At 37.9% G+C, this 26,426-nt stretch carries 25 protein-coding genes; 6 read left to right on the top strand and 19 right to left on the bottom strand.

Annotation, left to right across the window (positions count from 1 at the left end):
* Nucleotides 1-6: 6 nt before the first annotated feature.
* Nucleotides 7-690, bottom strand: a complete 684-nt coding sequence (locus ACH3O9_RS15160) for a DUF421 domain-containing protein (RefSeq protein WP_416441923.1) — start codon at nt 688-690, stop codon at nt 7-9.
* Between the two features lie 640 nt (nt 691-1,330).
* Here ACH3O9_RS15160 and ACH3O9_RS15155 point away from each other — a divergent pair.
* Complete coding sequence (locus tag ACH3O9_RS15155) at nt 1,331-1,906, top strand: pseudouridine synthase (protein WP_416441921.1); 576 nt, start codon at nt 1,331-1,333, stop codon at nt 1,904-1,906.
* A 1-nt stretch (nt 1,907) separates the two neighbouring features.
* Here ACH3O9_RS15155 and ACH3O9_RS15150 read toward each other — a convergent pair whose 3' ends face one another.
* The 11 genes from ACH3O9_RS15150 to ACH3O9_RS15100 all read right to left on the bottom strand — a co-directional run bounded on the left by ACH3O9_RS15150 (nt 1,908) and on the right by ACH3O9_RS15100 (nt 12,231).
* Complete coding sequence (locus ACH3O9_RS15150) at nt 1,908-2,807, bottom strand: DNA/RNA non-specific endonuclease (protein WP_416441919.1); 900 nt, start codon at nt 2,805-2,807, stop codon at nt 1,908-1,910.
* A gap of 1 nt (nt 2,808) precedes the next feature.
* Entirely contained in the window at nt 2,809-3,258 is a 450-nt protein-coding gene (locus ACH3O9_RS15145; RefSeq protein ID WP_416441917.1) for a hypothetical protein, read from the bottom strand.
* Complete coding sequence (locus ACH3O9_RS15140) at nt 3,255-3,524, bottom strand: protealysin inhibitor emfourin (RefSeq protein ID WP_416441915.1); 270 nt, start codon at nt 3,522-3,524, stop codon at nt 3,255-3,257. Before ACH3O9_RS15140 ends, ACH3O9_RS15145 begins: the two co-directional genes overlap by 4 nt.
* Nucleotides 3,521-4,600, bottom strand: a complete 1,080-nt coding sequence (locus tag ACH3O9_RS15135; RefSeq protein WP_416441913.1) for a M4 family metallopeptidase — start codon at nt 4,598-4,600, stop codon at nt 3,521-3,523. The genes ACH3O9_RS15140 and ACH3O9_RS15135 overlap by 4 nt, the downstream gene beginning before the upstream one ends.
* A gap of 241 nt (nt 4,601-4,841) precedes the next feature.
* On the bottom strand, nt 4,842-5,879 hold the full coding sequence (locus ACH3O9_RS15130; protein ID WP_416441911.1) for an agmatine deiminase family protein: 1,038 nt from the start codon (nt 5,877-5,879) through the stop codon (nt 4,842-4,844).
* A 2-nt stretch (nt 5,880-5,881) separates the two neighbouring features.
* Nucleotides 5,882-6,769: a carbon-nitrogen hydrolase gene (locus tag ACH3O9_RS15125; protein ID WP_416441909.1), complete on the bottom strand. Its 888-nt coding sequence runs from the start codon at nt 6,767-6,769 to the stop codon at nt 5,882-5,884.
* A gap of 570 nt (nt 6,770-7,339) precedes the next feature.
* The gene (locus ACH3O9_RS15120) at nt 7,340-7,462 is read right to left on the bottom strand and encodes a VF530 family DNA-binding protein (RefSeq protein ID WP_416441907.1); all 123 of its coding nucleotides are present in this window, start codon (nt 7,460-7,462) and stop codon (nt 7,340-7,342) included.
* A 3-nt stretch (nt 7,463-7,465) separates the two neighbouring features.
* Nucleotides 7,466-9,022 carry an SDR family NAD(P)-dependent oxidoreductase gene (locus ACH3O9_RS15115; RefSeq protein WP_416441905.1) on the bottom strand — a complete coding sequence of 519 codons (1,557 nt, stop codon included), beginning with the start codon at nt 9,020-9,022 and terminating at the stop codon, nt 7,466-7,468.
* Nucleotides 9,023-9,052: 30 nt separating this feature from the next.
* Complete coding sequence (locus ACH3O9_RS15110) at nt 9,053-10,363, bottom strand: DEAD/DEAH box helicase (RefSeq protein ID WP_416441903.1); 1,311 nt, start codon at nt 10,361-10,363, stop codon at nt 9,053-9,055.
* Nucleotides 10,364-10,456: 93 nt separating this feature from the next.
* Nucleotides 10,457-11,431 (bottom strand): NAD-dependent epimerase/dehydratase family protein, encoded by a 975-nt coding sequence (locus ACH3O9_RS15105; protein ID WP_416441901.1) that lies wholly within the window; start codon nt 11,429-11,431, stop codon nt 10,457-10,459.
* Nucleotides 11,428-12,231 (bottom strand): SDR family NAD(P)-dependent oxidoreductase, encoded by an 804-nt coding sequence (locus tag ACH3O9_RS15100; RefSeq protein WP_416441899.1) that lies wholly within the window; start codon nt 12,229-12,231, stop codon nt 11,428-11,430. The genes ACH3O9_RS15105 and ACH3O9_RS15100 overlap by 4 nt, the downstream gene beginning before the upstream one ends.
* A gap of 216 nt (nt 12,232-12,447) precedes the next feature.
* Between ACH3O9_RS15100 and recQ the strand changes: the two genes are divergently transcribed.
* Complete coding sequence (recQ, locus tag ACH3O9_RS15095) at nt 12,448-14,565, top strand: DNA helicase RecQ (protein WP_416441897.1); 2,118 nt, start codon at nt 12,448-12,450, stop codon at nt 14,563-14,565.
* 150 nt (nt 14,566-14,715) lie between these two features.
* Here the strand turns inward: recQ and ACH3O9_RS15090 are convergent, their stop codons facing one another.
* The 4 genes from ACH3O9_RS15090 to ACH3O9_RS15075 form a co-directional block, all read right to left on the bottom strand.
* Nucleotides 14,716-15,168, bottom strand: coding sequence for a cold-shock protein (locus ACH3O9_RS15090; protein WP_416441895.1), 453 nt, complete (start codon nt 15,166-15,168; stop codon nt 14,716-14,718).
* Between the two features lie 50 nt (nt 15,169-15,218).
* Nucleotides 15,219-16,337 carry a DEAD/DEAH box helicase gene (locus tag ACH3O9_RS15085; RefSeq protein WP_416441893.1) on the bottom strand — a complete coding sequence of 373 codons (1,119 nt, stop codon included), beginning with the start codon at nt 16,335-16,337 and terminating at the stop codon, nt 15,219-15,221.
* 170 nt (nt 16,338-16,507) lie between these two features.
* Nucleotides 16,508-17,854, bottom strand: coding sequence for a DEAD/DEAH box helicase (locus tag ACH3O9_RS15080; protein ID WP_416441891.1), 1,347 nt, complete (start codon nt 17,852-17,854; stop codon nt 16,508-16,510).
* A 146-nt stretch (nt 17,855-18,000) separates the two neighbouring features.
* On the bottom strand, nt 18,001-18,861 hold the full coding sequence (locus ACH3O9_RS15075; RefSeq protein ID WP_416441889.1) for an NAD(P)-dependent oxidoreductase: 861 nt from the start codon (nt 18,859-18,861) through the stop codon (nt 18,001-18,003).
* 283 nt (nt 18,862-19,144) lie between these two features.
* Between ACH3O9_RS15075 and ACH3O9_RS15070 the strand changes: the two genes are divergently transcribed.
* From ACH3O9_RS15070 to ACH3O9_RS15055, 4 genes are all read left to right on the top strand, one after another.
* Nucleotides 19,145-19,708: a hypothetical protein gene (locus ACH3O9_RS15070; RefSeq protein ID WP_416441887.1), complete on the top strand. Its 564-nt coding sequence runs from the start codon at nt 19,145-19,147 to the stop codon at nt 19,706-19,708.
* A gap of 8 nt (nt 19,709-19,716) precedes the next feature.
* Nucleotides 19,717-20,373: a hypothetical protein gene (locus ACH3O9_RS15065; RefSeq protein WP_416441885.1), complete on the top strand. Its 657-nt coding sequence runs from the start codon at nt 19,717-19,719 to the stop codon at nt 20,371-20,373.
* Between the two features lie 5 nt (nt 20,374-20,378).
* Nucleotides 20,379-21,032, top strand: coding sequence for a hypothetical protein (locus ACH3O9_RS15060; protein ID WP_416441883.1), 654 nt, complete (start codon nt 20,379-20,381; stop codon nt 21,030-21,032).
* Between the two features lie 87 nt (nt 21,033-21,119).
* Entirely contained in the window at nt 21,120-21,848 is a 729-nt protein-coding gene (locus ACH3O9_RS15055; RefSeq protein ID WP_416441881.1) for an SDR family NAD(P)-dependent oxidoreductase, read from the top strand.
* 27 nt (nt 21,849-21,875) lie between these two features.
* Here ACH3O9_RS15055 and ACH3O9_RS15050 read toward each other — a convergent pair whose 3' ends face one another.
* The 3 genes from ACH3O9_RS15050 to ACH3O9_RS15040 all read right to left on the bottom strand — a co-directional run bounded on the left by ACH3O9_RS15050 (nt 21,876) and on the right by ACH3O9_RS15040 (nt 26,409).
* Nucleotides 21,876-23,144: an MFS transporter gene (locus ACH3O9_RS15050; RefSeq protein WP_416441879.1), complete on the bottom strand. Its 1,269-nt coding sequence runs from the start codon at nt 23,142-23,144 to the stop codon at nt 21,876-21,878.
* Nucleotides 23,145-23,156: 12 nt separating this feature from the next.
* Entirely contained in the window at nt 23,157-25,040 is a 1,884-nt protein-coding gene (locus ACH3O9_RS15045; RefSeq protein WP_416441877.1) for a M1 family metallopeptidase, read from the bottom strand.
* Between the two features lie 433 nt (nt 25,041-25,473).
* Nucleotides 25,474-26,409, bottom strand: a complete 936-nt coding sequence (locus tag ACH3O9_RS15040) for a polysaccharide deacetylase family protein (protein WP_416441875.1) — start codon at nt 26,407-26,409, stop codon at nt 25,474-25,476.
* Nucleotides 26,410-26,426: the final 17 nt, after the last annotated feature.

The raw sequence follows: 26,426 nt of genomic DNA, 5'->3' as shown, positions 1-26,426 counted from the left end.
TCTCTTTTAAACCACACTAGTCCATTTCTTTTGATGGCAATGCCCGCATTCTAATTCATTATTACAATCGTCTACATACCCGCAGCTTATACAAACCTTGAGTTTTTCATCTGGATTGGGTTGTTCATTTTTAATGTCTTGATCATTAGGTGGATAAAGCGGTAATCCTGGTTTGATTTCTTCGCGTTTATAAATACTGAATTCGCCAGATGACTCAATATACATACGCTCTACCTGCCCTAGGTTAAAAATATCTGCATTTCTTAAGATCGCATAAACTTGTTGTCTGGTTATGCGGGCTTTTTTCATTTCATCAAGAATAAGAACACCGTCTTTTATAAAAATGCGTGCTTTACCCTGAGTTAGCCATTCAATTTTTTTGCTTTTAAAAGAGAGAAACGTAAGTCCTTGCTGAAACCCCAAAACACACAAAAGAATAAAAATACCCACAAGAACTCCTACATTAGGCGCCTGCATTGCGGGCGCTACAATTGCACCCAGTGTTAGCATCACGCCAAGCTCTAAGATCGTTAATTGCCCCGCCATTCTTTTTCCCAGCCAGCGCATTACCAGCAAGAAGGATATATAAATTATGAATGTGCGTATGAAAACTTCTAATAAAAATTCTGGTGGCAGGTCGCCAAATAATATGCGTTGAATATCCCCAAGCCTGATCTCGTCCTTCTCCATAAATATCTGTATTCAAAAACCTAAAATTTATTCTAGTACAATTGACTCGATTTTATGAAATCAAAAATTTAGGTGTAATTCATTAAATTATAAGCGTATAACATCCTAAAGTTAGAGCATTTGTGCAGAAAGAATAAATGGAAAACACCTCTGGAGCTAATAAAGAAATGTTAATTGAAGATTGTTTTAAATAAAGAGATAAACATTATTTAATAAATATTCTTACGGATAAAAATCAAGTATTATTCAATAATTAGGCAACCTATAACTCAAAGAAATAACATGATACAAGTAATTATAATTACAGGCTATAAATAATTATCATGCAAGGAGAACGTTTTTGGTCGCTTTATTCCGGATTTTATTATTCATAGAACTGATTTTTAAATGAAGAAAACTTTCTCAATTGTAGCTAAAATCAGCATTTTTACCTTAAAAATCGTCTAATTTAAGAGTGAAATTCATAAGGTTAAAAACCATAATTTGAAAAGTTTTGACCACGAGACAATGCAGGCAATTTTTTGAAAAACCAGAATAGTGATGTAAGCAAATTTCAAAGTTTTTAAGAGTAAATTCAGAAATTAGATTTAGTCAATTAAATTAGAGATATTCGCCGCCCAAAAAGAAACTTCTCTAAATAATGGAAACTCATTTTAAACTTTATAAGCCTTATGGATACATAAGTCAAATGATGAGCAACGATGAGCGGCAGGCCAGGAAAAAGGATTTTCTTTCAGATCTGTATGAATTCCCAGAAGGCTCGATGGCAATTGGTCGTCTTGACGAGAAATCTGAAGGTTTACTGCTCATTACTACAGACGGGAAAACCAGTGACACTGTGAACCGTTCTGGTATAGAAAAAGAATATTACACTCAGGTTGACGGAGATATTGATGAGGTATCTATACAAAAATTAGCAAGCGGAATAGAAATAGGCCTTGATGGCTGTAAATATATTACACAGCCTTGTAAAGTGAGCCGACTAGCTGCAGAACCAGAATTACCACAGCGAAAGAAAAAAATACGTGATGCCAGACATGGCCCTACCTCATGGCTAAGTATAACTATTACAGAAGGGAAATTTCGCCAGGTGCGAAAAATGACTTCGGCGGTGGGTTTTCCTACTTTGCGATTAGTGCGTGTGCGAATTGGTGAAATTTGTTTAGAAAATATGCAGCCGGGAGAAGTTCATCTAATCCACGAGATTCTAACGTAGATTAGAGATAATTCTTTAAATTTTCTCTGTTAAAAACCGCTATTTTAGGCTTAAAATCGGTTGAAATGCCTTTAAAATCAGGATTTTCATCGAAATAATTTGTTGCCGGTGTGAACTTAAGGGTAGTTGCTTCTTCAAGCCATGAAGGATCAACAATGTAGGTTTTAAGATCATCTTCTAAAGCGTCAAAAGGATCAGGCACGTCTGCAATCGCTTCTATTTGCGTTATAAACGGGAAGCTGTTTACAATTTTATCCTGTTTAAATACAAATGCGATTCGTTTTAGCTGATTTTCAAAAATGTAATAGACGATTTTCCAAAACTTAAGTGCGATTTGAATTTGCGCTGTCTCACCGGTTATACTGTCTATATAAGTCGCTACAGGATCATTATTAGAAAGTACAAGACCAGACAAAACACTTACTTTTTTAATTTCGAGTTCATCTACAATAAATTCTTCCAGATCTTTCCAGTCCATTTGGTTGACTTCGGGAACTTGGGGTGAAGCGTTGGGATAAAAAAAAGTATCATATGCGGCTTTTTTCGCAATAGCTTCACTTGCGCCCCACTGTGGATATTGCTTGCTAACTATGTGACCACGATCAAAAACATTAGCGTTTTTTCGGGTAGGATGATCTATAGTAACAGATTTATAGAACTCGTCTCCCAGTTGTTGATCACGCTTAAGATGGTCAATATCTTTACGAAAAGAACGCCTGGGAATACCAGGAACTTTATCAGCAATATTACAAGCGCTATATAAAGCTAATTTTCTATTAACATTTTGATATACTGAAAAATGAGTGTATGGAATTAAAGTATACATTGAATTAGTAGCAGTGGGCAGATTGACTCTGTATTTCTCATCATTACTTAGAAAAAAACTACTAAAACCCTGCATATTATTTTCTCATCATAAAAAAATCCTGAATTGTAAAGTCTCGTTTTTGCGCTGCTATAATCTCATTCCTATCGTGCCCTTTTGCCCTGGGATTTCCTAATTGTTGAACGGCTCCTTTAAAAAGTCTGGGGAAACCAGCCGAAAAAATAGCCACTGTAAAGAAGTTTAAATTCTCCTGATCTTCAGAAAATATAAAGTAACAATACGCACCAATTGAAAAAACCACGATAGAACTTATCGTGATCACCCAATACGGTCTTGAATTTAATTCTGGGGGTATTTCGCCTTGAGCGATCGTATGGCGTAACTCAAACCAATATATAAACTCCTGCAATACACAGCCGGCGATTGCTGCTATAAAAATGGGCCAATTTAGTGGGAAAATCGAGGCTTGGGCTAGAATAACGGCGGGTATGCAAAAAATAGATAAAGACGAAAAAGAAAGTATCATTTTAGCTTAGAATCAACTTTATTAATAAAAGGAATCATTTTTTCTGTAAGATAAGTTTCATCAATATCTACCTTCTCCTCTACGGTATTATCTTTAAGTATTTTAAAACTATAAATATAAGAATCGCGCATACGCGGATCTTTACCGCTCTCTTTTTGCAATTCTTCAAATGCGTTTTTTTCGGCTGGATTAAGCTCATCAAATTCAATGGTGCAACTCAATTGATTGCCCATAAATCCGCCGCTTTTTTCGCATTTTATGATCATAAACCTACAGTTTCCCAGCCATGCACTACACTTTCATATTCTTTACTTTCCTTACCATATAAAGCTAATGCAATATTTTTAGTTATCGTTACCATGCGGTCAAAATTGCTGTTTGGCGTAAGCTGAAGCATGGCTTCGTACCAAATTTTACCTGCGGTCTCCCAGGCAAAGCCACCAATGGCAATTGCGGTTTCACAAAATGCTTTATTAGGTATTCCAGAATTTATATGTACGCCGCCATTATCTGCGTCACCCGTATATTTTTTTGAAATATGATCAGGTTGAGGATCTGTACCGTTAAGATCTGGATCATTTATATAAGCAGTACCCGGATTTTTCATATCGCGAATTGCCCGTCTTGTAGGTGCAGGAATTATAATATCATTACCCACCAGCCAGTCTGCTTCTTCAACATTTTGATTTTTTACCCATTGTTTTATGAGAGTCCCAAAGACATCTGCAAAATGCTCATTTAAAGCGCCAGGATCATCCTGATAGACCAAACGTGAAGTAAAGTCTACAACGCCGTGAGTTAACTCATGCCCTACCACATCAAGAGATTTTGTAAAACGTTCAAAAACTACCCCGTCGCCATCGCCGTAAGCCATCTGGTTACCGTTCCAGAAAGCGTTATTGTAATTACTTGATAAATGAACTGACGATATGAGCGTTAAGCCACTATCGTTTAAAGAATCGCGATTGAATATTTCTTTGTAAAAATCATAAGTGTATCCTGCATGATCGTAAGCCTCATCTACAGCCGGGTCATTTGTAGGTTCATCACCTTCACTGCGAACGAGTTTTCCCGGCAGTAGATCACGCCTATTCGGTTTATTTTCCATATCATAAACTTCACGGAATTTACCTGCATTATTCAGTAGTAATGAAGACACCATTTCTGGCGCGATTGCTCTCCTTTCAGCACGAATTTCTGAACCTATAACCAGGTTTCTTATTGCCATTTGCCGCACTTTCTCATTAGGTGAGGTTGCCATCATCTCTAGCATATACGGCGGGATGATACAATGTAATGGATTATGATTGCTACAGCCACAGCTCGATATTTTCTCTTTCATAAACTATAATTAAGAATTAAAGACTATTAGAATTAAGCTTTAATACGATTAAATTTAAAGAAAATACTTGACAAAGATCCCAATCTAATTGTAAAGAAAACAATTACTTTTCAGGAATGGATTTAGCAATATTAAACTGTTAATAAGAAGAATAACCATAAAATCACGCGATTTTATGTGGTTATTTCCTGATTTTTCACCGTTTTAAGGTGTTTTATTTATAATAATATTTCGCCGAAAGTTAAGCAGGAATCTGCTGACTCAAACAATGTAGAGTCCCAAAACCCCAGATTAGATCTATGGCGCTCATGCCTATAATTTCCCTTTCGGGGAAACAATCTGCGATGATATTAAGTGCGATGCGATCATTAGGATCGTTAAACGTAGGAACAAGTACACACTTGTTCAAAATTAGAAAATTAGCATAGCTCGCGGGAATTCGAAGTCCGTCAAATTCTAGCTTTTTAGGCATCGGTAATTCGACGATTTTAGGCGATTTTCCGTCTTCCAGGACCGATTTTTTAAGCCTTTTCAGATTATCCTGAAGCGGTTCAAAATTTGGATCCCTTTTATCTTTTTCAACTACGGTAACAATCGTGTCTTCATTTACAAATCGGCAGAGATCATCTATATGCCCGTGCGTATCGTCTCCTTCAATGCCGCAGCCTAACCAAATCACGTTTGTAATTCCAAGAAATTCTTTAAAAACAGCTTCATAATCGGCTTTTGTAAAGCCGGGATTTCGCACCTGAATTTCAGGATCCATCAGGCACTCTTCCGAAGTAAGCAAAGTTCCTTTTCCGTTTGTATCAATCGCTCCGCCTTCCAGAATTACCGGTTTGCCTTTGTATTCAACATGTGTTAGTGGAATTTTTAGAAAGTCAGAAATCTTTGAAGGAACATGTTTATCAAGCTGAAAATTGGTGTATTTCGCCCAACCATTAAAATTGAAATTTAAGGCTTCACGTTTTTCTCCGTTTTTAATAACAATAGGGCCAGAATCACGCATCCAGCTTCTGTTTGTTTTATGAATGATAAACGAAACATGATGCAGGTCTATAAATGCCATTTTCAGCATTTCTGTAACCTTAGCCTTTAGTTTTTCATCTGCTACTACAAGAAAAACCTGCTCTACCGAAGAAACCTTTTTAATGAACTCTATAAATGCCCACTGAATGGCTTCATATTTTCCCGGCCAGTCTTTCCCGTTATGTGGAAAACACAATAAAACACCTTGTTGTTCTTCCCACTCTGCAGGAAATCGCCTGTTGTTGCTCATGCTTAGTCTATTGCACGTTTAGTGATATCACCGTAATGATCTATTCTACGATCTCTGAAAAATGGCCAGTTTTGGCGTACATTTTCCTGTAGGTCAAGATCAACTTCTGCAATTAAAATTTCTTCCTGGTCTTCTGAAGCCTGAGCTAAAATCTCACCTTGTGGCCCGGCGATAAATGAAGAACCCCAGAATTGAATTCCGTTTGTATCTGGCACATATTTTTCAAGACCGATTCTATTCGCCGCAGCGACATAGACGCCATTTGCAACAGCGTGACCTTTCATCACATTCATCCAGGCGCCTTTCTGGTTTACACCATATTGCTCTTTCTCTTGCGGATGCCAGCCTATCGCTGTAGGATAAAATAAAACTTCAGCTCCTTGAATCGCAGTTAAACGCGCCGCTTCAGGATACCATTGATCCCAGCAAATAAGTGTGCCAATTTTTCCTTTTTGTGTAGGAAAGGCTTTAAAACCTAAATCTCCAGGAGTAAAATAGAATTTCTCATAAAAATGAGGATCATCCGGAATGTGCATTTTACGGTACAAACCAGCTTCTGTACCATCTGTATCAATAATATAGGCGCTGTTATGATAGATACCGGCCATTCTCTTCTCAAAGAAAGGTACAATGATCACAACTCCCAGTTCTTTCGCCAGAGCGCTAAAAGCTATAAAAGATGTGCTGTAAAGAGGTTCTGCTAAAGCGAAATTATCTGTGTCCTCACTCTGGCAGAAATAATGACTGCTGTATAATTCTGGTAATAAAATAACTTCTGCTCCCTGTGACGCTGCGTCTCTCACCCACTTTGTACACTTCTTCAAATTGTTTTCTGCAACATCATTCAGGTTAAGTTGGAGAACAGCTATTTTATAATTTTTCTTTGACATGAATAGAATTTAGATTGTAAAAATAAATATTTCGATTCGGAATGTATTTTAATTAGATGCTCTTATGTCTGTTCAAGTGATTTTCGGTAGAAAATTTGTATCGAGAACTGAGATGACTCAACATTTGATTCTCGATACCATTTTACACATTTATAATGTAGAAAATTCACTCGAATTGACAAATTGGTTATTTAATAAGTAAAATTAAAGAACCATTGTCGAAGTTTAAAAACGAACATTACACTAAGAAGTAAATATTTTAAGCATATAATCGCTATCCTAACCTGTTTATCGTCACCCTGTCCCGAAGGCGTTTGGGATCAGAGTCTCACATCTCTGGGTTTCCTGAAAAATATTATGCGGTGCTGAAACAAGTTCAGCATGACGACCTCAAAGATTTTTCTGTAGAAAATTACTTTTTACTAATTAGTGTTCTATTCTCTCTTTTACCGAATTCAACGTCACCCTGAATTTAGTTCAGGGTCGCACATAGTTGGGGTTTCTTGAAAAATATTATGCGATGCTGAAACGAGTTCACCATGACGGAACAAATTCAATTTTCGCGGAAGCTTACTTTTTGGTTTTCAAATACAAACGCTCTACTTTTTCTCTTGCCCAGGGGGTTTTTCGAAGAAAAGTGACAATATCAGCCAATTTTACGCCGTGTAGCGGGTTATTTGCTTGTTCGCTCATCGTTTACCAGTCTATAGGTCTGTAATCTTTTAAGAACTTACCGCTCCAGTGTTTTCCTGTGTTTATTCCGTCAATTAGTGGATCCATAACTCGCGCCGCACCATCTACAATATCAAGCGGTGGCTGAAAATCGTGCAGTTCTATTTTACGTTTTGAAAGTTCGATAGGATCTTCATCTGTCACCCAACCGGTATCAACAGCATTAATGTAAATACCTTCCTTAGCAAGACTTCCTGCAGCGGTATGTGTAAGCATATTAAGCGCAGCTTTTGCCATATTTGTGTGTGGATGGCGATCTTCCTTAAAAAAGCGGTGAAACTTCCCTTCCATCGCAGAAACGTTAATTATATGTTTCTTGCCTGTGTTTTCCTTCTTCATGAGTTCAGCAAGGCGGTTGCACAATACAAATGGCGCAATAGAATTTACCAACTGAACTTCAATCATTTCTGTGGTTTCTATTTCGCCAAGCTTTAAACGCCAACTGTTAGTCTTGCGCAAATCAACCTGCTGTAAATCGGCATCAAGCTGACCTTCGGGAAATACTTCTTTCGCGCTAAGCGAATTATCAAAACTGTATGGGATCTGCGATAATTTGGCTGAAGCTCTGATCCCAATTCCGGGTTCAGGGCCGTGCCAGGTGACAGGAAGAGAATTATTCTTATTATTAGAAGTACCTGTGCTCAGGGATTTTAATTCGGCCAGGCAATTGATATGATCTTGTAAAAGATTTGAAATGTATTTAGGTAATTCATCTAGCGGCATTTCTTCCTTTTCCATCAAATGCTGATAAAAACCGGCCGGCCTGCGCACAGTTTGTGCCGCATTGTTGATGAGAATATCGAGATTTTCATACTTCTGCTCAATGAAATTACAGAACATCTCAACACTGGGAATATGACGCAGATCAAGTCCATGAATATGTAAACGATCTGCCCATTTATGAAAATCTTCCTCTTTTGAAAAACGAATAGCAGAATCTACAGGAAAACGCGTTGTAGCTACCACAGTCGCACCCGCACGTAAAAGCATCAATGTTATGTGATAACCTATTTTTAAACGAGAACCGGTGATAACCGCAACCTGATCTGTAAGATCTGCAGTCTGAAAACGCTTAGCATAATTAAAATCACCACATTCTGTACACATCGTGTCATAGAAATGATGCAACTTGGTAAACATCTCTTTGCACACGTAGCAATTGCGTGGCGATTCAAGCTCAAGTTGTTCTTTACTTGATAAATCGGCTGCGGCGAGAAGTTTAGGAGCTACAAAAACCACATTCTCACGAGCGCTGCGAATGCCAGTTTCCTTACGTGCGTTTTTATCTTTTGCTGCCTGCTTGCGTTTTTGAGCTTTTTTAGCATCTTTTTTCCTACGTGAAAATTCATCACGATGAGGACGGGAAAGCATGCCTGAAGCTTTTAAAAGGGCGGTACGTTTCTCTTTTGAAATTTCAAAAATCTCATCTGTGTTGCTGTTTAGATATTCTAGAACAGCAATACATTTATCTATTTCTTCAGCAGTAATTGCCTTTTCTTCGGCTATTTCTGATTCTTTCATACTTCGTAAATGAATCTTAAAACGGGTATATTATAAAATGTAAATTCTGACTTTCTTTTTCTTTAGTCGGCTGTTATTCAGGTTTTCAACCAGGTCTTCTGCAATTGCCGCAGGAACTGCCACAAATGTGCAATCCTGTTTTAACTCGATAACGCCCAATTGATCTTTTGTTATATTTCCCTGCTTAAAAAAGAGTCCGGCAATATCACCTTTTGAAATTTTATCTTTTCTTCCACCGGAAATAAATAAGGTTTCCCAGTAAGGAGATTTTCTCGTTGATTTTTTAGAAATGTCTGCCACAGGTGGATTTTTAATGAATTCTGGCAGATTTTCTTTTTCGTATTTCAAGATATACGCTGTTCCCTTTGCGTTTACCCGCGCTGTTCTACCATTGCGGTGTGTAAATTCTTCAGCGGAGTAAGGTAACTGATAATGTACGATAAATTTCATTTCAGGAATGTCTATTCCGCGAGCAGCAAGATCTGTCGCCACGATAATTTGATACGTTCCATTTCTGAACTTTATCAAAGCACGCTCCCGATCTTTTTGTTCCATATCACCGTGAAAACAACCGTGATTGATACCGTTTTTATTTAAATATTCACTGACTTCCTGAATGCTATCCTTAAGATTACAAAAGATAATTCCCGGCTGACTGCCAATGTGATCAAGCAGATCAACAAGGGTTTTTAATTTGTTGTGAGAAGGCGAAACAACCGTTTGTAATGTTAGTTTAGAAACAGCATCACCCAAATAATTAATCGTTTTTGGCTTATCTAATCTTACAAATCCCGGTATTGTAACGCCTTGAGTGGCAGATGTAAGAATGCGTTTATCTAGATTAGAAAGTGAAAGAATGATAAATTTCATTTCATCTTTAAAACCAACCTCAAGTGATTTGTCAAACTCATCAAGAACGAGCGTTTTAATAAAATCTGTTGAGAATCGCTCCTGGCGAAAGTGATCTGCAATACGGCCAGGTGTACCAATTAATATAGCCGGAGAATGCTTTAATTCTATTTTATCTTTAGAAACAGCTCTCCCGCCATAGACCGCATTTACCTTATAACCAGAACCCATTTCGCGTATAACCTGCTCAATTTGTATTGCAAGTTCACGTGATGGAACCAAAATAAGCGCTTGTACCTCGTCAATTTCGGGATCGAGATTATCAATCACAGGCAATAAAAAAGCAAGCGTTTTTCCTGTACCTGTGGGCGAAAGTATTATCGTATTTTGAGTGTTTTCAATAGTTGCCAGCGCTTCTTCCTGCATTGGGTTTAACTGATGAATATTCAGTTTACTAAGAATATCCTGCCGGTCTTTTATGTCATTTGCCATTCGGCAAAAGTACACCTATTCCGGCACTTGTATCAATTAAATATTTAGGTAAGAAATTGTGCTTTCGCGAAAGATTTTAAGCATAGGTTTAAATTAGATATTGCCGTTCTCTTTAAACCAATTCACCGCTTTTTGAATACCGAGATCAATTTGTTTAAAATGAATCCCAAGTTCGCGCTCTGCCTTTTTGTTTGAATAGTAGTTTGTGATAGAGAGAATGCGCATATTACTTAGAGAAACAGGAGTCGCTATTCCCATTTTTCGAATCAAATTCCCGGCGAATCCTGCGCTCAGCAGTAAAAATTTTGGGACTTTAACGAGCATGGCTTTCTTTTCAGAAAATTGATTCAGTTTTTTGAAGAACTCCCAATAACTCAGGTTTTCGCCCGATAATAGGTACTTTTCTCCCGATTTTCCTTTCGCGAAAGCGGAAATTATTGCATCTGCTACATCATCGACATTGACGAAATTCTTCCCTCCCGGCGGCACGAAAACAATTCTCTTATTGTAGCCCATTAAAATGATCTTTCCAGAACTGGGTTTAGCATCGTAAGCACCCAACATAAAGGTAGGATTTACGATAACGGAATGAATTTTATCTGCACTAGCCAGAACAATTTCTTCGCCTTCAAGCTTACTTTTGGCATAAAAAGAGCCGATAAATGGCTCTCTTACCCCGATTTCTTCTGTCCCCGGGGAGGTTTTTGTCCCGTGGCCAATGGTATTTGCAGAACTTACATAGATAAATTTTTGAACATTATTTAGAATGGCGGCTTCAACCAGATTTTGCGTACCCAGAACGTTCACCTCATAATACTGCTCATATTTTAAAAGATCTGGAGCAGTTAAAGCTGCAGCGTGAATTATAATATCACAACTCTTTACTGCATTATCAACAGCTTTTTGATCTCGTATGTCACCAGTAATCAAATCAAGTTTAGGATGAGCAGGAAGAACAAATTTATTTGTGTCCCGCAACATACCTACAACTTCATAATCCTGCTCTAATAATTTTTTAATTGTATTAGAAGCGAGAAGACCATTTGTTCCTGTGACGAGAACTTTCATAAATCACGCACTTCATTTTTAGTAAGACTGCTTAAAATTCCCATTTTTACCTGCACCGGTAAAACCTGAAGAAGAAACCAGCCCAAACGGTGTAGCCAATTGAGCATAATTACTTTTTTCTTTTTGAACATACCGCGTATGGTAATTTTTGCAACTTCTTTGGCATGTAAAACCATAATGTTAACCCAGAAACCTTGTTGCTCGATACGTTCTGAAACGTGACCGTTAGTTTTCATAGGTCCGGGATTTACAATGCTAAACGAGATGTTGCGATGCTTAAATTCTTCCTGCATCGCCCTTGTAAAATGATGCACAAATGCTTTAGTTGCAGGATAAACCGTTTTATAGGCAATGGGGCTGTATGCGGCTAAACTTGATACATTGAGCACATAACTGTCGTTTTGCTTAATTAGATTAGGCATAAGTTGCCTTGTAAGCAAAGTGGTTGCTTTTATATTTATTTGTATAATCTTATTAAGGTAGCTGCTGTCTGCATCGAGAAAGTGGTTATTGCCACCAAAACCCGCATTGTTTATAAGCACATAAATCTCAAAATTTGAGTTTACCCAATTTGTAAAGGATTCTATATTACAAGTTTTTGAAAGATCAGTCTCGTAAATAGCTGCATCTATCCCATGGTCTCTAACTTCTTCTGCTACTTTTGAAAGACCTTCATTTGGTAGACTTACAAGAAGCAGATTTATCTTTCTGCGGGCAAGTTCTAATGCAAATTCTTTGCCCAGTCCTTTACTGGCACCGGTTACAACGGCGTATTTTTTGTTAGTTTGGTTGTTTGTCATTTAAGTTGTCGTTGGGCGGGGGAAATTATTTTCAAAGTATGAAAAAACCGAAATTATAAATTACATTCTAATTTACTTTTAAATGTTTCTTAAAGGTGATTTTGAACTTTGGTTTGTTCCTTCAAATTACAGTAAATATAAAAGGACTCACTATTTTATGCTTTTCAGCGAAAGATTTTAATAGAGAATTAGTTCTTTTGCCATAAATATTCCTGCATGCAATCGAGTCCCTATCAAGATAAACTAATACCTACATTAAAGCAGTATTTTGGCTACGATCATTTTCGCGCTCAGCAACAACAGATCATTGAAAATGTGCTGAATAAGCAAGATTCTATAGTTATAATGCCCACAGGTGGTGGTAAATCTATCTGTTTTCAGGTTCCTGCAATTCTATTTCCCGGGATTACTTTAGTTATTTCTCCACTTATCGCTTTGATGAAGGATCAGGTAGATGGTTTGAATGCAAATGGAATTCCTGCTGCATATTATAACAGCAGTCAGTCTGCAGATGAGCAACAGGAAATTTTATCTCAGGTGGCAGAAGGCACACTCAATTTACTTTACGTTGCGCCTGAGAGTCTTAGCGGACTAGGAGTTATTCTCAATGAAACATATATAAGTTGCATTGCTATTGATGAAGCGCACTGTATCTCATCATGGGGGCATGATTTTAGACCTTCATACCAGCAATTGGGATTTTTAAAGAAATCTCTGCCCAACACTCCTATGATTGCACTTACTGCAACGGCAGATAAAGCTACAAGACAGGATATTGCAGACCAACTTAATATACCGCATGCAGAGCAGTTTTTATCTTCTTTTGATCGTAAAAATATAACGCTGGAAGTGCGTCCTGCAGATAAAAAAGCAGACCAGATCATTAAGTTTATCAATAAACGGCCAGATACTTCCGGAATAATTTATTGCCTGAGCAGAAAATCTACTGAGCAGCTTGCAGAACAATTAGCAGAAAATGGTATCCCGGCTACCTCATATCATGCGGGCTTAAGTTTTGACGAGCGTACCAAGGTTCAGGAAGATTTTATTTATGATAAAACACAAGTGGTTTGTGCTACTGTGGCTTTTGGGATGGGAATCGACAAATCTAATGTGCGCTGGGTCGTTCATTACAATATGCCAAAAAACCTGGAAGGTTACTATCAGGAAATAGGTCGAGCAGGTCGTGACGGTTTAAAATCACATGCTTTGCTTTTTCACAGTTATGCTGATGTTTTACAACTGAGGAGATTTACACAGGGCGCAGCAAATGAAGAAGTGCAGATCGCAAAGCTGGATCGCATGAAGCAATTTGCAGAGGCCATTACCTGCCGTAGAAAAATATTGCTGAGTTACTTTGGCGAATTTCTGGCAGAAGATTGCGGTAATTGTGATGTGTGTAAGAATCCGCCGCAATTTTTTGACGGCACTATTATAGCACAAAAAGTACTTTCTACACTAGCGCGCTTACAACAAAATGAAGCTATTGGGACTGTTATCGACATACTTCGCGGAGCTAAAAATTCTAATATTCTTGAAAAAGGGCTTGATAAAATAAGCACTTACGGGATAGGTCATGATATAGCCTGGAAAGACTGGCAGCAATACGTCATCCAACTTATAAATCAGGGTTATTGCGAGATCGCTTTTCACAAAAACAACGAATTACATCTTACGCAGCATGCTAAAGAAGTTCTGTTTAAAGGTAAAAAAGTGAGACTAACTCATCCTGTTGATCTGGCCGCAGTAGTTGCCCAGGCTGAAACCAAAACTAAAAAGCCTAAAACCAATGCGCTGTTTGAAAAACTGCGTGAATTGCGTTCCGCTATTGCGAAAGAAGAAAATATTCCGGCTTATCTTGTTTTTAGTGACGCGACTTTAAAAGAAATTGAGCGTGTACGACCTTTAAGCGAAGATGATTTTCTTGATATTAGTGGTGTGGGTAAACGTAAACTTGAAGTTTATGGTGATCAATTTATAGAAGTGGTTGCCACTTTTATGAAAGAGAAACGTGAGAAGGCCAGCAAAAAAAACAACACGTACAAGGTCACATATGAACTGGTAAAAGAAGGAATGAGCGTGGCTGAAATTTCGCGAAAGCGGAATGTAAAAGACACAACTATCTATTCTCATCTGGCTAAATTATACAGTGAGGGTAAAGATATTGATCTCTATAAATATGTTTCTCAGGTAGAAGTAGATGCCATAGCGCGAGCTAAAAAGGATTTAGATAACCCAACTGCTTTGCGCCCTTATTATGAGCATTTTAATGAGAAGATTGATTATTACAAAATAAGACTGGCTCTAAGTATTTTAGAGAACAGAGAATCTTGAGAAATTTAAATCCAAACTGGGGAAAGCACTAATCCCCACGGATTTAATATTTTAAAAATGACATTTTACTGTCTTATAACTGGATAACGGTATAAAAACCGCGCTGATTTTTAAGTGCTTAAACCGATTTTTTAGGTGTACAGGAGGTTTTTAGATCTTCTTTACACGTACGGCATTCATGCCCTTCATTCCTCTTTCAAGCTCAAAAGTAACTTTGTCGTTCTCCTGAATCTCATCAATAAGACCACTCACGTGTACAAAATGTTTTTCCTGAGTTCTGCTGTCAAGAATAAAACCGAATCCTTTTGAAGTGTCAAAGAAAGAAACTTTACCTTCTTTTGCAGGAAGTTCTTCTTCTTCAATATCCTCTTTTTTAGGAATTCCTAAAATGATATCGTCTGGATCAATCTCAATGCGATTTGCTGGATCTGGCGGAGTATCAGTTAAGTTACCATACTCATCAACATATGCGATCATATCTTCAAAAGCTCCACCTTTAGCGTTTGCTTTACGTTCTACTTTCTTCTTCTGCTTGTCTTCTCTCTTCTTTAATCTCTTCTTTTCTTTTTCTTTTTTACCATAGGTTTCTTGCGATCTAGCCATAAATTTTTAAAGTTTTAGTTTTATATGTGTGTATTATTCTATTAATATAATTAAATTATTGCTTCTTTAAAATGAATTCCTAATTCTTTTTGAATTTCATAAACGTGCTGTAATTCACTAGGTAAGATCAACGCTATAGATTCACCGGTTTTACCTGCTCTTGCAGTTCTTCCGCTTCTATGCGTATAATATTCCATTTGTTCGGGGAGTTGATGGTGAATGACAAAAGCAAGATTGCTTACATCAATACCACGCGCGGAAACATCTGTAGAAATAAGTATTTGTAAAGATTTATTCTTAAAAGCGCGCATTACTTTGTCACGCTCTTTTTGCTGCATATCACCTTCTAACGCACCTACAGAAAATCCTTCTTCTTTAAGTGCTTCAGTAAGACTTTGTGTGCCTGCTTTAGTTCTGCAAAAAATTATACCCCGCTCAGCTTCTTTCCCTTCTAATAGTCGTACTAAAACATCAAACTTACTTTTTATGGAAGTTTTTATGAAGTGATGCGTAATATTTGCATTTACTAATGAGTTCTTATTCACCTCTACGCGTGGCGCATTAGGTGACATATACTGTTTTACGATCTGCTTGATCTCATCTGGCATGGTAGCCGAAAAAAGCCAGGTATTTCTCTTACCACCGGTAAATGAAAGTATTTTAGTCAGGTCTTGTTTAAAACCCATACTCAACATTTCATCTGCCTCGTCCAGAACAAGCGTTCTAATATGTGAAAGATCTACTTTTTTACGATTGATTAAATCTATTAATCTACCGGGAGTAGCCACAATAATATGAGTTGTACGGCTAAGGTTGTGTATTTGCTTGTCTATTTTCTCACCACCATAAACGCCCTCTGCAAAGATTTTCTCTTCGGCATATTTAGTAAAGCGAAAAAGTTGTTTTTGTATTTGTTGTACAAGTTCACGTGTAGGCGACAATACCAGAGCCTGTATAACAGGAAAAGATGGATCAATATCATGCAATACCGGTAAACCGTAAGCCGCTGTTTTACCTGTACCTGTTTGAGCTAAGCCTATAAAATCTGTTCTTTTATGAAGTAATTGTGGTATGGCTCGTTCCTGAATTTGAGTAGGAGTATTTATATTAAGTTCTTTTAAAGCCTTTATATATTCCTTTTTTATTCCTAACTCTGAAAATGATGCCATATTACGCGTGTGAGCGTGCAAAGATACGTTTATTTAGGCTGTCTTTTACATAGAGCCGTTAGTAGTTTTAAACAGCTTTTATTTTGATGTATAAACCACCGAAAATGTATCTAAAATCGGGTAAAACAGGTGGTTTTTCGCTACAAAACAACGCTTTATCAAAAATATGGTTACTTCTTATTACGCCTGTTATAATTTTTGTCACCGCGTGTTTTAGGTTTTTTGTATTTTTTTGCGATCTCTCTGCGGTAAGAACCACCCTGATTTGTTTTTTGGTTCTTTTCCTTTTTTTCGTGAAAACTAGCTCCGGGAGCATCAACCATTTTTGTAGGATTGTTTATCTCTACAACCTCTGGCTCTTCTTCTGGTGTTAGTTTTTTAGATATTTCAACTTCCGTTGGAAAATCGTGCTGCGGTATCTTATAATCCATCAAAGCTTCAATAGCTTCTTTAGCCTCTGTTTCTTTTTCGGTGTAAAACAAAAGAGATTTTCCCTGCTCCTGCGCCCTACCCGTTCTACCTATGCGGTGCATGTAATTTTCAGGGAAATTAGGCGTGTCAAAATTGATAACGTGGGTGATCTTGTCAAGATCCAGACCACGAGCCATAACATCTGTGGTCACAAGTACACGATTATTTCCCGCGTTAAACTCATTGATGGCGTTGATCCTGAAATTCTGGGTTTTATTAGAATGAATCACGCCTACCTGCGTATTATATTCTTCTTCTAAAACTTTATAAAGACGGTCTGCGCTTTTTTTGTTTGAAACGAAAACCAAAACCTTTGTGTATTCGGTTTTATCTTTAAGCAAGTGAATTAGCAGGTTTGCTTTAGTGTAAAAGTTTTCTACTGCATAACTGCTTTGCTCAATATTATCGAGTGGAGTACCGCTCACAGCTACAGCAATACGCTCTGGGGCTGTGAAAAATTCATCCATCAACGCATCTACTTCATCTGTCATCGTTGCCGAAAACATGATATTTTGTCTGCGCTGCGGAAGCAGATCAAAAATATTTACCAACTGAAACCTAAAACCTAGATCGAGCATTACATCAACTTCATCAATAACCAATTTTTTAATTGATTTTAACTGAAGTGTTCTGCTTACTGCCAGATCATATAATCGGCCGGGAGTGGCAACAATTATATCCTGTCCCTGAGCTACAGCCTGCTTTTGTACATTTATATTTGTACCGCCATAAACTCCTAATACCCTGACCGAGTTATATTTCGCGAAAAGCTCAATTTGCTCTACCACCTGTAAAACCAGTTCACGTGTAGGCACCACAATTAAAACTCTGGGATTCTCCTGTTTTGAAAATTTCAAGTCCTGTAGAATGGGCAACATATAAGCAAAAGTCTTACCTGTACCGGTTTGCGCAATACCCACAACATCACGCCCAGACATGATTACAGAGAAAGCGTCACTTTGTATAGGTGTAGGTTGTTTAAAACCAAGATCTTCTATCGCATATTTTAACTGCTTAGAGATGTTGAAATTTTCAAAAGAATCCATCAAAAAATTTTTGCCAAAGGTAAGCTATCCTTTTTTAGCAGAAATCTTTAAAATAATGATGCTATTATGGTCGATTTTAATAATAAAAAACCCGCTTTTTAAGCCTAAAAAGCGGGTAATTCTCTGTGAAAATCGGCTGAATCTATCTAGCTATTTAAGAAATCAAAAACAGCTGTAAAATCTACTTCCTCTTTGTTTTTATTTTTCGCCAAAGCGTAAACCTCTTTAGCGGTATTTGTTAAAGGCGCAGGTTTACTGTGTTCATAAGCGGTATCTGTAAAAAGCTGAAGATCTTTTTGTAAATGCTGAATTGGGAAATTAGGTTCATAATTACCATCTTCTATTCGAGATCTAAAAGCAGTTAAGATAGGTGCAGAAACGGGGCTGCTCAATAGCACATCAATGGCAATCTTTTTATCAATACCCATCGCCAGACCCAGCGACAAACTTTCTGAAAACGCCAACACACTCTGCCCAAGCATCTGATTGATCATAATTTTCATAGCAGCACCTTTTCCCGCGGGACCTATATGTAATGTTTTTTTACCCATAAGATCAAGTAACGGCTGCACTTCTTCAAGTATATCGGGCTCACCTCCTACTAAAAATATAAGCTCTGCTTTAGCTGCAGGCACTTTAGAACCAGAGACCGGCGCATCCAGAAAATGAATATTCTTCTCTTTTGCTTTCTCTGCCATTTTCATGGAAAAAGAAGGATTTACAGTGCTGGAATCTATCCAGATCGCGCCTTCCCGCATAGCATCTAAAAATCCATTGTCACCTAATGCTACTTTTTCTACAACGTCTGGCTTTTCTAGCATTGTAATTAGAACATCTGCACCATTTACAGCTCCTGCGGGAGTTTCTGCCCAGAGTGCTCCTGCACTTAAAAGTTGTTCTGCCTTTTCTTTTGTTCGGTTATGCACTGTAATCTCATGGCCACCTTTAATGAGGTTTTCTGCCATACGGCTACCCATAATTCCCAATCCTATAAATGCTATTTTCATATTACTCTATTTCATTTTTTTAAAGAAGTGAAAAGTTAAGACTATAAGATTTAATCGCGTCTTAATAATATCTTAGAAATTCTAAATTGGTAATTATTCTCTCAACGCGGGTTAGAAAGCGCTTTTTATTACAATCACACACCCTAAATATCGACGAAATAACATTTTAAGTAGTTGAATGGTTATTTTCTTAGAAAATTTTATATATTTTTGTAATCCCAAGTTGTAATAAATGATTATCAAAGCGATAAGACATCTGTTTTTAAACGCATGCCTGCTATGTATGACACATACTCTAGTGGCGCAGGTGGGTATTGGTACTGAGACGCCGCGTACTAAGCTTGAAGTTGCCGGTGATATGAAGATAGTAGCAGATATTGCTATTGGCACGATTAATAAAATCACAGACGACGATAGCTCTACTTTCCTTATTCAGGATGATACAGATAAAATAAAAGCGCTTGATGTTAGTCACCCTACAGGCGCCGCTTTAGGTTACATTCAGGAATATATTATTAGAAATCCCAATGAAGACTGGATACTTAATTTTGATACGGGAGTTAATGCCAATAATTTCGTTTTAAATACAATTTCGGCGTACTATGACCGTGAATTAGATATTGGGTCAGAATCTTCTATTCCTTATACTTCGGCATACATTAGTGGTGGCACATGGCACATTATTGCCGATTTCCCGTCAGCTAACAACTTAAACGGCAATGAAATTGGTACCTGGACCATCACCACCTTAATTTACTCTCAGGATCTTTCAAAGCAATTTGGCAGTATCGTGATACCTATGGCTGGTGGAACAACCGGAACCGCTACAAATCCTGTAATTAATTAGCGCTGATTATGAGGAAAATTCTACTACTTATCTCCTTTATCTATTCGTGTTACACTTTCGCGCAAGTGGGAATAGGAACACAAAACCCCCAAGCCAGTTTAGACGTAAATGGTTCTATGCTTGTACAAGGTACTTTTGAGGTTGGTACATTACCGGTAGTAACAAATACAGATCAGGATTTTAAATTGCTTACACGATTAACCACTCCTACTGCTGTGCTTGAAGGAGAAATCACTGTTCTAGATGTTGACAATCTTACAGTTGCCCCAATAAACGTTATAAACTATTCATTTACCAATTTGCAGAGTGATAATTTAACCGATGTAGATTTGCAATACAGTTCATCAGATTATATTGTAGGTCTTTCAAATTTCCAATACATAGGCGACCCTGTAAGTAAACAAACAGGAACAAATTCTAACTCAATCGGAACATTTGTTATGCGCACCTATGAAGCCCCTTCAACCATAGACCCTTCAATAAATACCTGGCACCTTGAGATACGCAACAGATTTTTAGATACAGAATTAAGTGGTAGTGTGAGCTACAAGGTTACGTTTATTATATATGATAAATCTTTCTTTAAAAAACTAGATACAATCACAACAGATCTTAATGGTAAGAATACAGGCACGGCTTCATCTATACCAGATCTTGCAAATTAATAAGTATGATTCGTATAATTTTATTTCTTTGCTTTTTCGCTTTAGCTTCATCTCTTACATGTTTTGCACAAGTAGGTATAAATACGATTACCCCAGATCAAGATGTTCTCCTTGATGTTAATGGAAATGTAAAACTTAATGACAAGTTATTCTTAGAGGCGCCAGGAGATTATACTAATATTAGAGGATCTAAACTACTTATACAAAAGACCAATTCAGAAATTATCCAATACAATATTGATCAAAGTAAATACGGTCCCATAAATTATGCTCAGTTTATATTCAGTAATACATCTCCCAATGGAATACAGGATTACAATACGCAAATCTCTACTACAGATTATTTGGTAACCGTACAGGGATTTTATTTCTTAGAAAACGGAACTAATAACACCAACGTGCTCGCCTCAAGTGCTGCCGGTAATAATTATGTAGAAGGATTTCAAGTTTATGCCTATGCTGGTACAAATACATGGTATATAAGAGCTTTTATAAACAATGCTACGTTTAGCAAAAGTGGTGGAACCGACATAAATGTAGATCTGTACTTAAATCTTATAATTTTCAGAAACGGGTTGATTTCTAAATCGCAAAGCGATGTATCTGTAGATATGGGTGGCAATACTACAATAACCGTTCCTACTCCCGCCGGTTTTTAATCTTAATATCCTGCTAAACTAGCTTTTTTGCTTCCTCCTTTTTATATCTGTTCGTAATTTCAGGTCTGAATAGTACAATTTAATTTTATGGAAGCTTTTAAAAACAAAATTGCACTCGTTACAGGCGGAAGCCGTGGGATAGGAAAATCTATTGCTTTATATCTGGCAAAAGCCGGAGCCAAAGTAGCTATTAACTATTATAGATCTCAAAAGGAAACCGATGCACTCGTAGGCGAAATAAACCATAATGCCGGTAACGCTATTGCAGTTCAGGCGAATGTCTCAGAGCCGGAAGAGGTAACCAGGATGCTAAGGGAAATAAATGATAAATGGGGAAATGTAGAAATACTAGTCAATAATGCAGGTATTGCCATTCCTCAAAAAATAGAAGATGCTACACTTGAAGATTTTGATCACACTATAAAGACAAATTTACGTTCTACATTCTTGGTTACTCAAGCGGTTCTACCAGTTATGCGAAAGAATAAATGGGGTCGCATTCTAATGATTTCTTCCGTAGCCGCACAAACCGGCGGAAAAGTTGGGATACATTATGCAGCCTCAAAAGCAGGTCAATTAGGCCTTATGCATCATTACGCAACTAATCTGGCAGCAGAAGGTATCACAGTTAACGCTATTGCCCCTGCTCTAATAAAAACCGATATGCTCGACCAATTTAACCCAAATCCAGACATCATGCCTGTGAAGCGATTTGGTACGGTAGATGAAGTCGCAGATATGGCTCTAAGCATTTTACGCAACGGCTACATTACTAATCAGACATTTAATGTTGATGGTGGTATGTATCCCAGATAGTTAAACTTGGTTTTAAGTCGACGTGATTTATTCCAATTTCTCGTTCTCTTCCATATCCTTTCTTAGATCGAGCTTTCTGAATTTAGGCGAAACTACACCTGTAATAAGAACCGTAATTAAAGTCATGCAACCGCCAAATACCACAGCTGTTACCGTTCCCATTAATTTCGCTGTAAGTCCGCTCTCAAAAGCCCCCAATTCGTTAGAACTGCCCACGAACATAGAATTGACCGATGCTACCCTACCCCGCATATGGTCTGGAGTTTTAAGCTGAAGAATGGTTTGTCTAATGATCATAGAGATTCCGTCTGTCATTCCGCTAAAGAATAATGCCATTACCGAAATCCAAAAGACTGATGAAAGTCCGAAAACAATCATACAAATCCCAAATCCAAAAACGGCAGCCAGTAATTTCATTCCGGCATTTTTATTTAAGGGAAAATAAGCTGAAGTAAACATAGTAATTATAGCTCCTACTGCCGGAGCAGCACGTAAAACGCCAAAACCCTGAGGGCCAACTTCTAAAATATCCTGCGCATATATAGGAAGCAGCGCGACTGCACCACCAAAGAGCACAGCGATCATATCGAGTGTAATGGCACCCAGAATTACTCTGGTTCCAAAAACATATTTTATGCCTTCACGGAGACTTTTGAATACATTTTCACCGATTTTCGGGTTTAAGATCGGTTTTTTAGGTATCTGCAGCAATGTTATCAATGCAATTAGGGAACAGGCGAAAATGAGGCACATAGACCAGTGTACACCTATCCAGTGAATTAAAATACCGCCAATAGCAGGACCTACCACAGAACCCATTTGCCATACTGAACTGCTCCACGTCGCCGCATTAGGATATACTTTTTTAGGAACAATAAGTGAAAAAAGCGAGAAGATCGTGGGACCTAAAAATGCACGTACAATCCCTCCTAAAAATACCAGGAAATAAATAGAATAAAGAACAACATGTGTAGAAATATCGCCTACAACTCTGGGCCACGTAAGTAAGAATAGGCCAAAACTAATCACGGAAAATCCCAGAATGCATTTCATGAGCAATCCGCGTTTTTCTTTTTGATCTACAATATGACCTGCGAAAAGCGCCAGAGAAACCGCCGGAATTACTTCCATTAAACCTATTATTCCCAGAGAAAGTGGATCTTTTGTAATGCTATACACTTCCCACTCAATAACCACAAACTGCATGCTCCATGCAAAAACCATTGCAAAGCGAACACCTAAAAATATATTGAATTCTCTAAACCGAAGTGCCGCGTACGGGTCGTTCTTACTCATCAAAAAATCAGTTTATTTTGACGCTTTTTCTGCCGTCCAGGTATTATTTGAAGTATCTGCATCCATAAATATTCCTCCATTTATAGAAAAAGACGTTGCGCCTTTAAATTCTTTCGCTTTAAGCGTTGCGATTTTTAGGTTATTTTGCCAGATTTTTGGGATTTCATGAACGGTTTTTATCTCTCCGGAAGCTGTTGTGAAAGTGATATCAAAAGGTGCCGGCATTCCGCCAAGGTTTTTAATTTCTACAGTTCCTTTTTTCGCATCAATATTTGAGATTGCCATATCTATATAATTATGACTGAAATACCAACTGTCCCAAAACCAGTTCAGATTTTCACCGGTAATGTCATTAAACGAGTAAAAGAAATCCCATGGTGTAGGGTGCTTCCCGTTCCACCGATCCATATAGCCTTGTAAAGCCTTTTCAAAGAGATCATCTCCTAATAAATCTTTCATCGCCAGGTAACCAAGAGCGGCTTTCCCATATTCATTATTGCCCAAACCAGCGCCACTTAAAATATTAGATGGAGTGATTATTGGGAGATCTTCTTCCATAGATTTATCGTTGATCCAGCGATTGACGCGAAAGCGTTGAAAGTTTCTTATGGCTGTTTCTTCACCCAGATCTGAAATGCTTATCAAGTGCTCAAGCGCTGTCGCCCAGCCCTCATCCATAAAACCAAAGCGCGTTTCATTAATTCCCATGTAAAACGGAAAATAAGTATGCGCAATCTCATGTTCTGCAACAAAACGAGAGAAATCCAGATTAGGCGTAGAATTGTCATTGACCATCATGGGATATTCCATATCTGCAAAACCACGCACAATGGTAGATTTTGAAAAGGGATAAGGAACTCCGGGCGTATTGTTTGAAAACCAGTTTAAAGCGTGTTTGCCAAATTCTACCATGTGATGAAAATCTTCAGATTGATCCCCATAAGCGGCTTGCACGCTTGCTCTTCGGTTTGTGGTAGAATCTACAACAACGCTTCCTGCATCCCAGTTGTAATGATCGCTAAGCGCTAAAGCGAAATCGGTTATGTTAGAAGCTTTCCATCGCCAGGTATTTGTTTCGCCCTGAGCGGTAATCTGTTTTTTCTCAAGATCTTCAGGAGTAGCAATGTTGAAAATGGAATCGCTTTCCATTGATTTTTTCAGCAGATCTGCATATGGTTTTTGCAGTACTTCATCTGTATTTTGCAGATCCCCGGTTGCCCAGACAATATAATTTTTAGGAACTGTAACCGCTACCGTATAGTCATTAAAATCATTGTAAAACTCCTGCGAACCGGTAAAAGTCATGCGATCCCAACCTTCATAATCGTCATAAACAGCCACACGTGGATAAAAATAAGCCAAGAAATACGTGGTAGAATCAATCGCTCCTTCCCTCCCGCTTTCTATAGAAACATCGTAATGCCAGTCAATTGCAAGATCAATACTTGCACCGGGCATCAATGGTTTTGCAAGTCTAATCGTGCGGTTTGTCTCATCGTGATCGTCTATCCATTCACGCTCCACTCCGTTTTCCATGTATTTATCTATAGAAACTCCAGAAGTGAGAAAATCGTTATTAGCAGTTCCCTGTCTTGCAGCGCCGGGTTTGTGACCGTTTAAAATGAGTTTGTAACTCAATACGTTTAAAGTATCGGGACTGTTATTTTTGTATGTGATTGTCTCGCTTCCTGTGACTTTTCTGTCTGGCGGAGAAACGTTTACATTTATATCATAAACGCCGTGGTTTTGCCAATAATTGGCGCCGGGTTTCCCATCTTTAGAACGGGTGTTGTTTTGGTAAGCCTGTTTAATATCTCTGGGAATATAAAGATCCTGAGAGTATGAGAAAGCAGTAAGTAAAAAGCAGAAAGTAAGCAGTAGATTCTTATGCAGCATGAATGCAGTATTATTTGAAATGTCAATCAAAGTTAGGTCTTAATACTTGAAAAAAATGCTAAAAAACTTTAGAAATAATCAGAAAATATTCAACCGATTTTAAGTGTTTTTCGGGAGATTTTTAGCCTAAAAAGGCAGGTTTTTGAATGAGTAGCTTTCGCGAAAGCGGATATTGATGAGATACTCGTCATGCTGAACTTGTTTCAGCATCGCATCCTGATTTTTCTATACAGTGATATGACCCTGAAATGAATTCAGGGTGACGCTTCAAAAAAGATTGAAAAAGATTGGTCTAACTTTAAGCAGCTAAATGAAGTTTTTAAATAAACAGCTTTCGCGAAAGCGCAACCGAAAAATAATAATTCAAGGTTATTCGTCCTGCTGAACTTGTTCCGATAGCTATCGGAACAGCATCGCATCTTGCGCTGAAATTCTACTCTGCTCTTACGATCTTATCGCGAACTTCTTTCCAGGTGATGAGTTTAATGTTATTTTCTTCAAGAAGGGTTTTGCATTTTTCGCTGGTGAAAAAATCATAATCTGCCTGCCGCCAAGCCGATCCCCAATAAGGATGATCTACCGTTACGGCTTGCATCTCATCATTATCCTGAGCCACGTGAATGATTAGGCATGAGAGTCCGGGAGCTATTTTACCCATCAAATCAGTATAAAAATCGGCCATTCCGTTGTCAAAATCAGTTGGGCCTGCGCTATATAAATTTTCTACAACCACATCTTTTTTAGAAGGTTGCATTTTATCAAGCACCTCGTTTAAAAACGGAATTTGCTTTGTGAGCAAAACAGGAACGTTGTTAGCTCTTCCGGCCTTGATATAAGCTTCCAGATATGCAGGCGTATTCATGACTCCGCCCATATGCGCATCCAGATGCGTGACGTCTATCCCGGCTTTGTAGGCTGTTTTGATTTGGTTATTAATTTCAATCTCTACCTCTTTCGCGGAAGCATTTTGCACGACACTATCTACAGCACTGTAAAAATATCCGTTCTTGTTGAGCAGTCCAGTAACCGAGTCTTTAGAAGAAATCGGTCCCCATTTATAATTTTCCCACTCGCTGGTAATAGTGAGGTGTAGGCCAAAATCAAGATTGGAATTGTTAGTTTTAGCATATTTCACAACTTCTGTAAACCAGGGTGTAGGCACCATAATACTGGCCGAAGTGACAGAACCATACTCTAATGCATCAAAAGACGCTACGTTTTCAGAATGACTAACGCCCAGATCATCAGCATGAACTATGAGCAATTTACTGTCTTTAGGATAACCTAATTGCTCAGCAATAGATTCACCTTGCGCATTTAGATTGCAAACAATTAGAAAAACGAGAAGAAAACAGCTGATTTTATGCATACTAAGTTAATTTTATT

The sequence above is a fragment of the Leeuwenhoekiella sp. A16 genome, from assembly GCF_047946675.1.
GTDB lineage: Bacteria > Bacteroidota > Bacteroidia > Flavobacteriales > Flavobacteriaceae > Leeuwenhoekiella.
This window is presented reverse-complemented; position numbering and strand designations above follow the sequence as displayed.